Source organism: Arthrobacter sp. ISL-30 (assembly GCF_018613855.1).
Classification (GTDB): Bacteria; Actinomycetota; Actinomycetes; order Actinomycetales; family Micrococcaceae; genus Arthrobacter.
In genome coordinates, this window is record NZ_JAGGPK010000003.1 from 1 (window position 1) to 13763 (window position 13763).

14 protein-coding genes are annotated in these 13763 nt (G+C 64.1%); 12 read left to right on the top strand and 2 right to left on the bottom strand.

The window, feature by feature from the left end:
• The first annotated feature begins 197 nt into the window (after positions 1–197).
• From J7E82_RS00315 to recN, 8 genes are all read left to right on the top strand, one after another.
• Positions 198–434: a hypothetical protein gene (locus tag J7E82_RS00315; protein ID WP_214859247.1), complete on the top strand. Its 237-nt coding sequence runs from the start codon at positions 198–200 to the stop codon at positions 432–434.
• Between the two features lie 85 nt (positions 435–519).
• On the top strand, positions 520–1008 hold the full coding sequence (locus tag J7E82_RS00320; RefSeq protein WP_214859249.1) for a hypothetical protein: 489 nt from the start codon (positions 520–522) through the stop codon (positions 1006–1008).
• Positions 1009–1141: 133 nt separating this feature from the next.
• On the top strand, positions 1142–3022 hold the full coding sequence (locus tag J7E82_RS00325; protein ID WP_251041252.1) for a hypothetical protein: 1881 nt from the start codon (positions 1142–1144) through the stop codon (positions 3020–3022).
• The gene (locus J7E82_RS00330; protein WP_214859251.1) at positions 3015–4004 is read left to right on the top strand and encodes an HAD-IIA family hydrolase; all 990 of its coding nucleotides are present in this window, start codon (positions 3015–3017) and stop codon (positions 4002–4004) included. Before J7E82_RS00325 ends, J7E82_RS00330 begins: the two co-directional genes overlap by 8 nt.
• A gap of 10 nt (positions 4005–4014) precedes the next feature.
• A complete protein-coding gene (locus J7E82_RS00335; protein WP_214859253.1) occupies positions 4015–4296 on the top strand; it encodes a hypothetical protein in 282 nt (93 codons plus the stop codon).
• Positions 4297–4298: 2 nt separating this feature from the next.
• Positions 4299–5111, top strand: coding sequence for a TlyA family RNA methyltransferase (locus tag J7E82_RS00340; RefSeq protein WP_214859255.1), 813 nt, complete (start codon positions 4299–4301; stop codon positions 5109–5111).
• Between the two features lie 13 nt (positions 5112–5124).
• Entirely contained in the window at positions 5125–6165 is a 1041-nt protein-coding gene (locus tag J7E82_RS00345) for an NAD kinase (RefSeq protein WP_214859257.1), read from the top strand.
• 3 nt (positions 6166–6168) lie between these two features.
• A complete protein-coding gene (gene recN / locus J7E82_RS00350; protein ID WP_214859259.1) occupies positions 6169–7908 on the top strand; it encodes a DNA repair protein RecN in 1740 nt (579 codons plus the stop codon).
• Here the strand turns inward: recN and J7E82_RS00355 are convergent.
• Positions 7905–8411, bottom strand: coding sequence for a DUF2867 domain-containing protein (locus J7E82_RS00355; protein WP_308113500.1), 507 nt, complete (start codon positions 8409–8411; stop codon positions 7905–7907). The genes recN and J7E82_RS00355 overlap by 4 nt on opposite strands.
• A gap of 77 nt (positions 8412–8488) precedes the next feature.
• Here J7E82_RS00355 and J7E82_RS00360 point away from each other — a divergent pair, with 77 nt between their 5' ends.
• The 4 genes from J7E82_RS00360 to J7E82_RS00375 are packed head-to-tail and all read left to right on the top strand — an operon-like array spanning position 8489 to position 12489.
• The gene (locus J7E82_RS00360; protein ID WP_214859261.1) at positions 8489–10279 is read left to right on the top strand and encodes a CTP synthase; all 1791 of its coding nucleotides are present in this window, start codon (positions 8489–8491) and stop codon (positions 10277–10279) included.
• A 28-nt stretch (positions 10280–10307) separates the two neighbouring features.
• The gene (locus J7E82_RS00365) at positions 10308–10970 is read left to right on the top strand and encodes an NUDIX hydrolase (protein ID WP_214859263.1); all 663 of its coding nucleotides are present in this window, start codon (positions 10308–10310) and stop codon (positions 10968–10970) included.
• Between the two features lie 2 nt (positions 10971–10972).
• A complete protein-coding gene (gene xerD, locus J7E82_RS00370; RefSeq protein ID WP_214859264.1) occupies positions 10973–11935 on the top strand; it encodes a site-specific tyrosine recombinase XerD in 963 nt (320 codons plus the stop codon).
• Between the two features lie 20 nt (positions 11936–11955).
• Positions 11956–12489, top strand: a complete 534-nt coding sequence (locus J7E82_RS00375) for an 8-oxo-dGTP diphosphatase (protein ID WP_214859265.1) — start codon at positions 11956–11958, stop codon at positions 12487–12489.
• 87 nt (positions 12490–12576) lie between these two features.
• On the opposite strand, the gene J7E82_RS00380 is transcribed toward J7E82_RS00375, so the two are convergent.
• The gene (locus tag J7E82_RS00380) at positions 12577–13716 is read right to left on the bottom strand and encodes a bifunctional 2-methylcitrate synthase/citrate synthase (protein ID WP_214859266.1); all 1140 of its coding nucleotides are present in this window, start codon (positions 13714–13716) and stop codon (positions 12577–12579) included.
• Positions 13717–13763: the final 47 nt, after the last annotated feature.

Genomic DNA, 13763 nt, shown 5'->3' on the forward strand with positions numbered 1-13763 from the left:
CCCCCACCCGGGCAGTCACCCACCCCCCGCCCAGGTGCGAGAAACCACGGGAAAAACACCCACCCAAAACCACGAAACCCCACCCCCCGCCGTCGAACCCGGGACCAAACGCCAGCCAATGAACCGGCAGGTTCCGATATCCCCGCGTCGCAGGATAGCTCAGCTGCAGCTTCCCCCGATCCGATTCCCCTATCGTCATGAGTGCTGGTTTCGCCATTTTCTTCCAAGCAGACAGGGTGCCCACATGGGGCTGCATCTCCCTCCAAGAATCGGACGTCCTGCGGTATCAGCGAGGGGCAGTTCCCGGAGATAGGATCGTCATGGGAGTGGACGATGACATCTTCAGCCAGGAAATCACATGCAACGCACCTCGGACTGTTCCTCGTCGGCGCTTTGACGATGGCGGGCTGTACTGCCCCTTCGAATGCGAATAGAGGCGCGCAGACGCCCACACCCGGGGAACAGACCAGCAGCCATCCCGGTTCCCCATCGGCCCTGAATTCAGGAACCCCGGAGCCGTTGCCCAGTCAAGCCCGTGACGGATCCACGCTGATACCGACGCACGAGATCCTGACCTGCTCAGCTCTGCCTCCCGATCGTATCCGCGACATCCTGGGCGAGGTGGCTGACGAAATCCAGCCAGCTCAAACAGCGGGAACGATTGATCCGGCCGGGGTGAGGCGCGAGAACTGCTTCTACCCCCTGGATTCCAGCGGGACGACCACGCACGCCGTCATCCTCGAAATCAGCACTTATCCGGACAGGGACAGTCTCGAGGCCGATAAGCCCTTGGAATCCCCGAACGGCGCTACGGAGGTTTCCGACCTTAAGGGCGAGGCTCGCTTCTCCACTAACACGCTTAGCCAGTCGAGGGAATCTTCCTTGACGGCGGTAGATGGAACAACTGTCCGCAGGCTGGTGCTGGCGCTCCCGAACACCGACCGCTCGCTGGAGGGAACCGAGGGCTTGTCCTCACTCAAGGAGTTGGCCAAGGCCGCCGGATTCTAGGGCGCTGCTCGACTACAATGGACTCTGGCCTCGAGGCGCGGCTCCCGATCGGATCTGCCGCATGGCACAAGGCAACTAGAGTAGCACGGCTGCAAGCGCGCTAGCCGGGGGCTCGCAACAGGAGGAACCCATCATGGCTGAGCATAACGGCGGCAATCGCGGCGGCAATCGCGGCAACTTCGGCGGAGATCGCGACAACCGCGGCCCTTTCCGTGCCAATAACAACTCAGGCGGGGACCCGCGCGGCTTCCGGGCACGCGACGGCCGCCCCGGCGATCGGGATCGTAAGCCGTATGGTGACCGTCCGTCCCGTGAGGGTGGCGAGGGCCGCGGCTTTGGTGACAGGGATCGTAAGCCGTTTGGCGATCGCGATCGTAAGCCCTTTGGTGATCGTCCGCGCCGGGAAGGCGACGGCGAACGCCGCACCTTTGGTGGTGACAGGGACCGCAGGCCCTTTGAGGACCGTGACCGTAAACCCTATGGCGATCGTCCGCGCCGTGAAGGTGACGGCGACCGTCGCAGCTTTGGTGGTGATCGTGACCGTAAGCCGTTTGGCGATCGCGATCGTAAGCCCTTTGGTGATCGTCCGCGCCGTGAAGGTGACGGCGACCGTCGCAGCTTTGGTGGCGATCGCGATCGTAAACCCTTTGGTGACCGTCCGTCCCGTGAAGGAGAAGGCGACCGTCGCAGCTTTGGTGATCGTGACCGTAAGCCGTTTGGCGATCGCGATCGTAAGCCGTACGGCGACCGTCCCTCCCGTAGCGGTGAAGGTGACCGTCGCAGCTTTGGTGATCGTGACCGCAAACCCTTCGGCGACCGCCCTGAGCGTGGCCCCCGCAAGTTCGACGGCCCCGGTTCAGGACCCCGGCGCTCAGAAACCGAGGCCTACACAGAACGCCCCGGGCATACCCACAACGTTGCCGACCTGCGTAGTTCCAACCGTCCGGATCGGGAACGGTCGCCGGAAATCGACGAAGACGTCACAGGCCAGGAACTTGACCGCGCTACCAAGCACCAAATCAAGACGCTCGAGGAGCGGAGCGCCGACTGGGTTGCCAAGCACCTTGTGATGGCCGGCCGCTTCATCGACGTCGAGCCTGAATTGGCCTTCCAGCACGCCTTGGCAGCCAGCCGTCGCGGCGGACGGCTTTCGGCGGTCAGGGAAGCAGTTGGTTTGACGGCCTACGCTGCCGGACACTACGGCGAGGCTCTCCGTGAATTCCGGACCTACCGGCGCATCAGCGGCTCCAACGTTCACCTTCCGATCATGGCCGACTGCGAACGTGGCCTTGGCCGCGCTGACCGGGCACTCGACGTCGTACGCTCACCGGAAGCGCAGGACCTCGACGCCCCCGGCAAGGTTGAACTTGCCATCGTTGCCTCGGGGGCACGGGCTGATTTGGGCCAGCTTGATGCTGCAGTTGCCGAACTGGAAATCCCGCAACTGGACATCAACCGCGCCTTCTCCTACAGTCCCCGGCTGTTCCGTGCCTACGCTGATGCCCTGAAAGCGGTCGGGCGGACGGAGGAAGCCGAAAAGTGGCAGCGCCAGGCGGTCGTTGCGGAAAACGCGCTGGGCGTCGGGGAATTCGAGGAACCGGACATCATCGATCTTGGCTGGGATGAGCAAGAAGAGGAACGCGAAGCAAAGGCCCGGAAGCCCCGTAAGGAATCCGAAGAGTCCCGCCCCCAGGATGAAGAAACGTCGCCTGGCGTTGCCGAGGCTAATGCAGCCGAGGTGACCTTCTCGGAAGCACCCGCCGCGAACGCCGGCACTGTAGCGACGGAAGACGTCGACCTCGACGACGCCGAAACCGACTACTTTGAGTCCGACGACCCCGAATCCGACCTCGACTCGGTGGAAGACGTCGAGCTTGAGGGCAATGAGGCAGACGACGACGAGGACGGCTCAGCGGTAGCATCGTCAGACCTGGACGCCGACCTGGACGGCGACAGCGAGGATTTCACGGTGACGGACGTGACGGATGGCGGAGAAGACCGCAGGAATGACTGAGAGCGCGCTGATCTCGTCCTTTGATGCCATTCTCTCCGACCTGGACGGGGTGGTTTATGCCGGCCCTCATGCCATTCCCGGCGCAGTTGAATCGCTGAGGCGGCTGGAACCGGCAGGAGTCGGCCTCGGCTACGTCACGAACAACGCGTCGCGCACGCCTGCCCAGGTTGCCGAGCACCTCCGTGAACTTGGCGCGCCGGCAGAAGACCATCAAGTGGTCAGTTCGTCGCAGGCAGCGGGTGAGCTTCTGGCATCGCTGCTTCCTCCGGGGGCACGGGTGCTGATCACCGGCAGTGCGGCATTGGCTCAGGAGATTGAGTTGGCCGGGCTGACGCCCGTCCACAGCGCCGCGGATCAGCCAGTTGCCGTAGTCCAGGGATTCAACCCCGAGATCGCGTGGAAGGACCTTGCCGAGGCATCGTATGTTGTTGCCGCCGGGGCTTTATGGGTGGCTACCAACACGGATATGTCGATTCCCCAGGCTCGGGGGATCGCTCCTGGCAACGGGACCCTCGTAGCCGCTGTCGCCGCGGCCACGGGCAAGCTTCCGCAGGTCGCAGGGAAACCCGAGGCTCCGCTCTTCCACGTTGCGGCGAAGCGGCTGCAGGCTGAGCGTCCGTTGGTGGTGGGGGACCGGCTGGATACGGACATCCTGGGCGGGAACCGGGCTGGCTTCGCTACCGCCGCTGTCCTGACCGGCGTCGATACCCCGTTCTCGATTCTGGCAGCCCGAACTGCTGAGCGCCCGGGTTACCTGCTGGCCGATCTGAGGGCTCTCTTCGAGCCCTACCCTGCCATCGTCCAAAACGATGGTGGCTTCCGCTGCGGCCTGGCGACCGCTCGAGTCCTGGACGGCACGGTGCAGATTAGCGGCACGGAAGACAGCCTCGATTCCTGGCGTGCGGCCTGTTCCGCCTGGTGGGACGCCACGCCGGAGGCAGCCGCCCCGACTACGCCCCAGCTGGAATGGCTGGGTCACTAGACTGGTGGTCATGACGGAGCTGAACGACCTTCCGGAACCCGCCGTGGAGCACCCCGAAGCCGTCTGGCCGGAGAACCTTGCCACAACGGGTGACGAATGGGTTGACTCTGCCCTGGCGCGGCTCGGCGGGATCCCCGGCACTCCGGTGGCTGAGCATAGCGGGATCTATTCCGGCCTGCATGACTCGCTGCTCGCCGCGCTCAATGCCGAACCGGGAAACGCTGCCCGCGCCATGGCCTCAGGCCTGGCTGCTCCTGAAACCGGCGCTGCTCCTGAAGCCGGTGGCGCCTAGGAATGCCTCGCCTGGATCAAGTTCTCGTAAGCCGCGGCTTGGCGAGGTCACGCACCCATGCCGCCAAACTGATTGCCGACGGCAAAGTCAGCACCAGCGGCGATGTCCTGTCCAAAGCCTCGCAGCAGGTTCCCGAAGACGTTCCGATTGACGTACAGGAGCACCTGGAGGATGCCTATGTCAGCAGGGCAGGCCACAAGCTGGCCGGAGCCCTGGCGGCCTTTCCCGACGTCGTTGTCCAAGGCCGTCGCTGCCTGGACGCGGGGGCTTCAACAGGGGGTTTTACGGACGTCCTGCTAAGGCAGGGGGCCGCGCGCGTGGTGGCGGTCGACGTCGGACACGGCCAGCTGGTGCCGTCCCTCAGGGAGGATCCCCGCGTGGAAGTCCACGAGGGGCTCAACGTCCGTTACATGCAGCCGGAACAGATCGGCGGACCTGTCAACCTGACCGTCGCTGACCTGTCCTTTATCTCCCTCACGCTCGTGCTGCAGCCGCTGGCTGCCTGCACCGAACCGGGAGGGGATCTGGTCCTGATGGTCAAACCCCAGTTTGAGGTCGGCAGGGAGCGTCTCAGCCGGACCGGCGTTGTCACTTCGGAACACGAGCGCCGTCGGGCGGTTGCCCAGGTCGCCGCCGCGGCCGTTGACGCCGGACTGGAACTTTGCGGCCTCGCGTCAAGCCCGCTGCCCGGTCAGGACGGAAATGTGGAGTACTTCCTGTGGATAAGGCGAAGGATTGGGGACCTCCTGCCTAAGATCGAAGGGCGTGACGCCGAAGTAGCCGCGCTGTTGGAAATGATTTGGCCGAACCACTAGAAAGCGATACCCGATGAGCAGGCGCGTACTGGTCCTTGCCCACACCGGTCGGGAGGAATCTCTCCGCGCCGCCTGGGACGCTTGCACGCAGCTCCACCACGCCGGCTTGATTCCGGTTCTTCAGAAATCAGAACTGGGGGACGTCGAGCGCTTCTTCGGCCTGATCGACAAGCCCATCGAGATCCTTCATGAGGACGTCAGGCTGGAGGACGTCGAACTCGGAATGGTCCTGGGCGGCGACGGCACCATCCTGCGCGCCGCGGAGCTTGTCCGTGAAGTGGATGTTCCCCTGCTGGGGGTCAACCTTGGCCACGTAGGCTTCCTGGCCGAAAGCGAACGCGCTGACCTGGCCCAGACCGTGGACTGGATCGCCAGCCGTGAGTACACGGTTGAGGAGCGCATGACCATTGATGTGCAGGTGTGGGTCCGCGGCCAGAAGATCTGGCACACGTGGGCACTGAACGAGGCCGCCATCGAAAAGGCCAACAGGGAACGCATGATCGAAGTCGTCACTGAAGTGGATGAGCGGCCGCTTATGACCTTCGGATGCGACGGGATCGTCGTCGCAACACCTACAGGTTCCACGGCCTACGCATTCTCTGCCGGAGGACCGGTGGTCTGGCCCGAAGTGGAAGCCCTTGTCATCGCCCCCATCGCAGCCCATGCACTTTTCGCCAAGCCGCTGGTTGTGTCACCGAGCTCGCGGCTGGCTATTGAAGTACTGAACCGCACTTCCGCCCAGGGGGTCCTGTGGTGCGACGGCCGACGCTCGGTTGACCTGCCGGCAGGTGCGCGTGTGGAGATTACCCGTTCTCCCAGGCCCGTCCGCCTCGCCAGGACACATCTGACACCGTTCTCGGCCCGGCTCGTGCGCAAGTTCGAGCTGCCGATCCATGGCTGGCGCGGTCCTGTGCCACGCGCAAAGGAAATCCACACCGGACCGATTCCGATCGTCCGCACACCCAGGCCCCTGCCGCCCTTGTCCACGGACCGCATTGCCAGTGGCGAAGCCGGCACCAGGGAAGAACCCGCCGACCCGAAAAGTGGGGAGTGATCCATGCTCGAAGAACTTCGAATCCGCGACTTGGGCGTCATCACCGATGCAACGCTTCCGCTCGGACCGGGACTAAGCGTGGTGACCGGTGAGACCGGCGCGGGCAAGACCATGGTGGTCACCGCCGTCGGCCTCCTCCTGGGCGCCCGCTCCGATGCCGGCGCAGTCCGCAGTGGAGCCAAGTCGGCCTCCGCGGAGGCCCTCCTGAAGCTGGATCCCGGCCACGCCGCGGTGGAACGCGTTCGCGAGGCCGGCGGCGAGGCGGAGGTGTACGACGGCGGAGCTGAAGTCATGTTGGCCCGCAGCGTGGGCGCCGACGGACGCAGCCGTGCTTACGTCGGTGGTCGATCCGCACCAGTAGGCGTCCTGGCGGAGCTGGGCGAGAGCCTGGTAGTAGTCCATGGCCAGACCGACCAGATCAGGCTCAAGGGCGCCCCTGCGCAGAGGCTGGCCCTTGACCGGTTCGCGGGGGCAGGACATGCGGCCGCTCTGCAGGAGTATCGCGAGCTTTACGAGCACTGGAAGGCTATCCAAACGGAGCTGGACACGCTCAGGGGCGAGGCGCGTGAGCGCCTGCGCGAGGCCGAATCCCTGGAAGCTGCACTGCAGGAAATTGACGACGTCGACCCCCAGCCGGGCGAGGACGAAAGCCTGAAGGCTGAGGCAACCAAGCTTGCCAATGTTGAAGAGCTGCGGCTCGCCGCAGCGGCCGCTCACGAAGCCTTAATTGCAGAGGACTTTGGCGATGCCGGAGATGCCACGTCCCTGGTTGACACCGCAAAGAGGGCCCTCGAACATGTGGCCGTGCACGACGAAGCCCTGGGTGCTGCCGCGACCAGGCTCGCCGAAGTGGGCTTCCTGCTCAATGACATCGCTGCCGAACTCTCCAGCTACCAGGCCTCGCTCGACACCGAGGGCCCCGAGCGTCTCTCGGAAATCGAAGAACGCAGGGCTGTCCTGGCGAAACTGATTCGAAAGTACGCCCCAAGCATTGACGAAGTCCTCCTCTGGGCCGAAACCGCCCGTGCCCGCCTTGACGAGCTGCAGGATGACACCAGCCGGATCGAGGCGCTGGATGCGGAGGGAGGCACCACAGAAGCGAGGCTCCGGAAACAGGCTTCCGGCCTGAGCAAGGCACGGTCCAAGGCGGCCAAGGAGCTGTCCAGACGCGTTAGTGCCGAACTCACCGCCCTGGCCATGCCGGATGCCACGCTCCTGATTGAGGTGGAAAGCGGCGAACAGCTCGGGCCGAACGGAGCTGACGAAATCGCCTTCCTGCTGCGGCCCCATGCCGGAGCCCCGGCCCGTCCGCTGGGCAAGGGAGCCTCGGGCGGCGAACTGTCCCGGGTCATGCTGGCCATCGAGGTCGTGCTGGCTGCGGTGGACCCTGTGCCGACGTTTGTGTTCGATGAGGTCGACGCCGGAGTGGGTGGCCGGGCAGCCGTCGAGATTGGCCGTCGACTGGCCATGCTTGCACGCCACGTGCAGGTCCTCGTGGTGACCCACTTGCCGCAGGTGGCAGCCTTTGCGGACCAGCACATCCGGGTTATCAAGAACTCCGTGCGAGGCGCAGACGGCGGAACCGAGAGCGGCTTCACCTCCAGCGACGTGCACCTCCTGGACGGGGAGGAGCGTGTCAGGGAACTGGCGCGGATGCTCGCCGGTCAGGAAGACTCGGAATCAGCCCGCGCCCACGCGCAGGAGCTACTTGAGGATGCAAGGCTGCTTCCGCAGGGAGGCTAGCCTGTGTCTGTCTCTCTGAGTATGGTGACCGCCCGCAGCATCATTGAGCGGACCACCAGCGGGTGGACAACCCGTACCGGGGCGAAATAGATACGACCCCGCCAGCCCTTGAGCTGAACAGTGGTAGTGAGTCGCAGAAGGCGGGTCCCGGCGTCGAACGCCACCCCGCAGCGAAAGTCCAGGTGCTTGTCATCAGCCGCGATGAGGGCTTCTTCGCCCTCTACCCGGGCAACGGCGAACACGTCGACGGGCGCCCGCGGTATGCCCAGCAGACCGACAAGCCCCTGCCTGATGGCCATGAGGGTGCGGACCCAGCCTGGCGTTGAGTGCAGGGAGAAGAGTGTTTCCGCCCACACGCGCGGGTCCGTGGTTGCGGGTCGCGGGCAGGGAACGACGATTACATCGGCGTAGTCGGGCCGGGGCATCTCGTCCAGCGCCAGGGAGCGGAAAACAGGATTCCGGCTTGGGGAAGCGGCGGTTTCGCCCGGATTCTCGTCGCTCACCCCTTGATCCTAGACCGGGCCGGGGCGGAATATGGAGCATTTGGGAAACAGAAACGGAGCCGTGGGAGGCGCAATTGGTGATAAGCTCGAATTCCGTGGTGCAGCGATCAAATTCCCGTGTAAATTCCCGGTTCCCGGGCTCGTCCAAGACGACCAAACACATCTTTGTCACTGGCGGTGTGGCGTCCTCGCTCGGCAAGGGACTGACGGCTTCCAGCCTCGGTCATCTGCTGCGGGCACGCGGTTTGTCTGTAACAATGCAGAAGCTGGATCCCTATCTGAACGTGGATCCAGGCACGATGAACCCCTTCCAGCACGGTGAAGTCTTCGTTACCGACGACGGCGCCGAGACTGACCTCGACATTGGACACTACGAGCGCTTCCTCGACGAGAACCTCGAAGGATCGGCCAACGTAACCACGGGCCAGGTCTACTCCACGGTCATCGCCAAGGAACGCCGCGGCGAATACCTCGGCGACACCGTCCAGGTGATCCCGCACATCACCGATGAGATCAAGCGCCGCATGCGCCTTCCCGCGGAGGGAAAGAACGCGCCCGACGTCATCATCACCGAAATCGGCGGCACGGTTGGCGACATAGAATCCCAGCCGTTCCTCGAATCCGCCCGTCAGGTTCGGCAGGACGTGGGCCGCAACAATGTGTTCTTCCTGCACGTATCGCTGGTCCCGTACATCGGCCCGTCCCAGGAACTGAAGACCAAGCCGACGCAGCATTCGGTCGCCGCACTTCGCTCCATCGGCATCCAGCCCGAGGCCATCGTCATCCGCTCGGACCGCGAGGTCCCCGACGCGATGCGCGAGAAGATCGGCCGCATGTGCGACGTCGATATCGACGCCGTTGTGAACGCCGCCGATGCACCCAGCATTTACGACATCCCCAAGACGCTGCACTCCCAGGGACTGGATTCGTACATCGTTCGCGCACTGGACCTGCCCTTCAAGGATGTCGACTGGACCAAGTGGGACAAGCTGCTGGCCACGGTCCACAACCCCAAGCACGAGGTTGAAGTCGCGCTGGTAGGGAAGTACATCGACCTTCCCGACGCCTACCTTTCGGTTACCGAGGCCCTGCGCGCGGGCGGTTTCGCCAACGAAGCAAAGGTGAAGATCCGCTGGGTACCGTCGGACGAGTGCGAGACGCTCGCCGGGGCTACGGAATCCCTGGCCGGAGTTGACGCGATTTGCGTGCCCGGAGGCTTCGGCATCCGCGGGCTCGAAGGAAAGCTGGGCGCCCTGAAGTTCGCCCGCGAGACCAAGCTTCCGGTCCTGGGCCTGTGCCTTGGCCTGCAGTGCATGGTCATTGAATACGCCCGCAATGTGGTTGGCCTCGAAGGCGCTTCCTCGAGCGAATTCGAGCCCGACTCCAAGTACCCGGTCATCGCCACAATGGAAGAGCAGCTCGACATTGTCGAGGGCAAGGGCGACCTCGGCGGCACCATGCGCCTGGGCCTCTACGAAGCCAAGCTTGACGCAGGCTCAGTCGTCGCCGAAACCTATGGAACCACCATGGTCAGCGAACGCCACCGCCACCGCTACGAGGTCAACAACAAGTACCGCGAGCAGATCGCTGCACAGGGCCTGGTATTCTCCGGCACGTCCCCGGACGGCAAGCTGGTGGAGTACGTTGAACTCCCGCGCGAAGTCCACCCGTACTACGTAGCAACCCAGGCGCACCCGGAGCTCAGCTCCCGCCCGACACGCCCGCATCCGCTGTTCGCCGGCCTCGTCAAGGCCGCCCTGGACCGCCGCGAAGGCTTCGTGGAGGCTTCCTCGGAGGAGACATTGGCCGGAGCTGCGGCTACGGACGCAGACGCGGACCCGCGCGCCCACAAGGTCGCCGCCAAGTAATCGAACCACGTAGACAAAGGACGGCGTGATGCCCGCTACATCTGAAACTCCTCCCACAACCCGGAACGTTTCCGATGAAATGAGCCCGCGCCGTCTTTTGTCTTCATCCAAGGTCTATGAAGGCCGTATCTGGGATGTGGTCAGCGACTCCTTCCAGCTAGGCGACCACTCCGGCACCCTGGTCCGTGACTACATCGACCATCCCGGGGCCGTTGCAGTCCTGCCAATGAATGACGACGGCGAGATCCTCTTGCTCAAGCAGTACAGGCACCCCGTGGGCATGGACCTCTGGGAAATCCCCGCCGGACTGCTCGACGTCGAAGGCGAAGACTTCGTCGCGGGAGCCACGCGGGAACTGGCCGAGGAAGCTGACCTCACGGCCAGTACCTGGAATGTGCTGGCCGACTTCTTCAACTCGCCCGGATCATCAAGCGAAGCCATTCGTATCTACCTTGCGCGTGGACTCGAATACGTTGACGAGGCGGATAGGCATGTTCGGACTGACGAGGAAGCCGAAATTGAGTTCCATTGGGTCGCCCTTGACGATGCCGTGAGGGCAGTCCTCGAAGGACGACTGCACAACCCCTCCGCCGTCGTCGGGATCCTTGCCGCAGCGGCAGCGCGTGCGGACGACTTCAGGAGCCTGCGGCCGGCCGACGCGCCTTGGCCTGCGCACCCGAGCCAGCGCTAAGCATGGTTCCTCCGGCCGCCACCCGCGCAAAAACCGCAGTGGAACGCGCAGTAACTGATTACCTACAGCATCTTGGCGTGGAACGTGGACTGGCCGCCAATACCCTGGCCGCCTACAAGCGGGATCTCACGCGTTACTCAAGCTTCCTCGCGGCCTCCGGCGTCGAGGACCCCCAGGAGATCACCCGCCATCACGTGACGTCCTTCGTCCAGGCTTTGTCCGACGGATCTGACGGGGCGTCGCCTTTGGGAGTCCGTTCCGCAGCCAGGACGGTTGTAGCTGTCCGTGGCCTGCACAGGTTCTGGGCATTGGAGGGGACAACGACGTCGGACGCCGCCAGCGATGTCCACCCGCCAATGCCGGGCAAGCGGCTCCCGAAAGCGATCAGCGTTGACGAGGTCACGCGTATCCTGGAGGCCTCAGGGGAGGATTCGGCCACCGGCCTCCGTGACCGGGCGCTGCTGGAATTCCTGTACTCCACCGGCGCCCGCATCAGTGAAGCCGTCGGGCTGGACGTCGACGACATCTCCCTCGACAAGGGCGGCGACGGGCCTGCCATCGTGCGCCTCTTTGGCAAGGGGTCCAAGGAACGCCTCGTCCCGCTCGGTTCCTATGGCGCGCGTGCCGTTGATGCCTACCTGATCCGGGGACGCCCATTGCTGGCGGGCAAGGGTAAGGGCACCCCCGCCCTCTTCCTCAATGCCCGCGGCGGCCGGATCAGCCGCCAAAGCGCGTGGACCATCCTCAAGTCCGCCGCGGAAAAGGCCAACATCACCAAGGAAGTGTCACCGCATACGCTCCGACACTCTTTCGCGACGCATCTGCTGGAAGGCGGCGCCGACGTGCGCGTCGTCCAGGAACTTCTTGGCCACGCCTCCGTGACCACCACCGAGGTTTACACGCTGGTCACCGCGGACACACTGCGCGAGGTCTACGCGGCGGCGCATCCGCGGGCATTGGGCTAGGCGTGGACTAGGCTTACTCCATGACAGCCCACCACGTGGCCCTGTGCTTCCTCCTCCGCGACAGCGATGCCGGACGAGAAGTCCTATTGGGTCGGAAGCGTACGGGATTCGGCATCGACAAAGTTGTCGGTATCGGCGGGCATATCGAACCAGGGGAAACGGCCGTCCAGGCCATTTGCCGGGAAGTCCAGGAAGAAGTGAACGTCCAAGTACTGCCCGAGGACCTGGTCTCAGCCGGCAGCGTGGACTTTGTGTTCCCCGCAAAGCCGGACTGGAATATGTACACAACTGTCTTCCTGGCCGAATCGTGGGTGGGGGAACCCTCCGAGAGCGACGAGATCACCCCGCAGTGGTATCCGACAGACAGGTTGCCAGTGACCCACATGTGGGCGGACGCCGAGCATTGGCTGCCCGCAATGATGTCCGGCAGGCGCATGGACGTGCGAGTGGTCTTGGGGACGGACAACGAGAGCGTTGCTGAGGTTTTCCACACTGACTGGATCCTGGGAGGAACGGAAGGCGTCGCCGAGCAACAATGGTCCCGCGGGCTGTAGTCCGGCACCAGCGAAGTCAGGCATTAACGACGACGGGCCGGTCACCTTTCAAAACGTGACCGGACCGCCGTCGTACCCTTCCGGGAATTACGGAAGGTGCCTTTCGTCCGGACCGCTGTATTCGCTTAGCGGCCGGATCAGCGAGTTCGAGGCGAACTGCTCCATGATGTGGGCAGTCCAGCCAGTGATACGGCTGGCTACGAAGAGCGGAGTGAAGGTCGCGGTGTCGAATCCCATGAGGTGGTAGGTGGGGCCGGTGGGGTAGTCGAGGTTGGGCTTGATTCCCTTGGCCTCATCCATGGCCTGCTCCAGGCCGTTGTACAGTCCCAGCAGCTCCGGTCGGCCGTAGTACGCGATCATCTTGTCCAGGGCGGCCTTCATGGTGGGAACGCGCGAATCGCCGTGCTTGTACACGCGGTGTCCGAAGCCCATGATCTTCTTCTTTTGCGCCAGGGCGTTCTCCATCCATGCCTTCGCCCGGGTGGCTGCTTCCTCCAGCGTTTCCTCGCTGCGGATGCCAATCTCGTCAAACGTGTGCATGACGGCCTCGTTGGCGCCACCGTGCAGCGGACCCTTGAGTGCCCCAATCGCAGCGGTCACCCCGGAATGGAGATCGGAGAGGGTGGAGGTCACAACACGAGCCGTGAAAGTGGAGGCGTTGAACGAGTGCTCTGCGTAGAGGATCATCGAGACGTTGAAGGCCTCAACCACCTCATCCGCCGGGTCCTCGCCGAACGTCATCCAGAGGAAGTTTGCCGAGTAGTCGAGGTCGTCCCGCGGCTCTACGACATCCTGCCCGCGGCGGCGCCGCTGATCATAAGCGACGATTGCGGGCATGGCGGCGAACACGTCGATAGCCTTGGACATGTTGGCTTCCACGGAGGAATCTTCGGCAAGGGGATGCCGGGCACCGAGCACGGAGGCGGCGGTCCGGCAAACGTCCATGGGGTGGGCGGTGGTCGGAAGCGTGTCGATGACGCTCTTCACTACAGGGTCCAGCCGACGGCCGGCTCGCTCGCGGGCGGTGAACTCCGCAAGCTGGACGTCATTGGGGATCTCCCCGTTCCACAGCAGGTACGCGACTTCCTCAAACATGCAGCGGGCTGCCAGTTCCTGGACGGGGTAGCCGCGGTACAGCAGGGAGTTGGTGTCGGGGTTGACCTTGGAGATGGCGGTGTAGTCCACTACGACACCGTCAAGGCCTTTCTTGATGTGTTCGTCAGCCATGCTGAACTCCTTCGTTCCTTGAGCAATATGTGCCGGCACTGCCGGTG

What these genes read in the sequence shown, in the direction of transcription:
- J7E82_RS00315 (WP_214859247.1), top strand. Translation starts at nt 198, where the DNA reads ATGAGTGCTGGTTTCGCCATTTTCTTCCAAGCAGACAGGGTGCCCACA.
- J7E82_RS00325 (WP_251041252.1), top strand. Translation starts at nt 1,142, where the DNA reads ATGGCTGAGCATAACGGCGGCAATCGCGGCGGCAATCGCGGCAACTTC.
- J7E82_RS00330 (WP_214859251.1), top strand. Translation starts at nt 3,015, where the DNA reads ATGACTGAGAGCGCGCTGATCTCGTCCTTTGATGCCATTCTCTCCGAC.
- J7E82_RS00335 (WP_214859253.1), top strand. Translation starts at nt 4,015, where the DNA reads ATGACGGAGCTGAACGACCTTCCGGAACCCGCCGTGGAGCACCCCGAA.
- J7E82_RS00340 (WP_214859255.1), top strand. Translation starts at nt 4,299, where the DNA reads ATGCCTCGCCTGGATCAAGTTCTCGTAAGCCGCGGCTTGGCGAGGTCA.
- J7E82_RS00345 (WP_214859257.1), top strand. Translation starts at nt 5,125, where the DNA reads ATGAGCAGGCGCGTACTGGTCCTTGCCCACACCGGTCGGGAGGAATCT.
- recN (WP_214859259.1), top strand. Translation starts at nt 6,169, where the DNA reads ATGCTCGAAGAACTTCGAATCCGCGACTTGGGCGTCATCACCGATGCA.
- J7E82_RS00365 (WP_214859263.1), top strand. Translation starts at nt 10,308, where the DNA reads ATGCCCGCTACATCTGAAACTCCTCCCACAACCCGGAACGTTTCCGAT.
- xerD (WP_214859264.1), top strand. Translation starts at nt 10,973, where the DNA reads ATGGTTCCTCCGGCCGCCACCCGCGCAAAAACCGCAGTGGAACGCGCA.
- J7E82_RS00375 (WP_214859265.1), top strand. Translation starts at nt 11,956, where the DNA reads ATGACAGCCCACCACGTGGCCCTGTGCTTCCTCCTCCGCGACAGCGAT.
- J7E82_RS00380 (WP_214859266.1), bottom strand. Translation starts at nt 13,716, where the DNA reads ATGGCTGACGAACACATCAAGAAAGGCCTTGACGGTGTCGTAGTGGAC.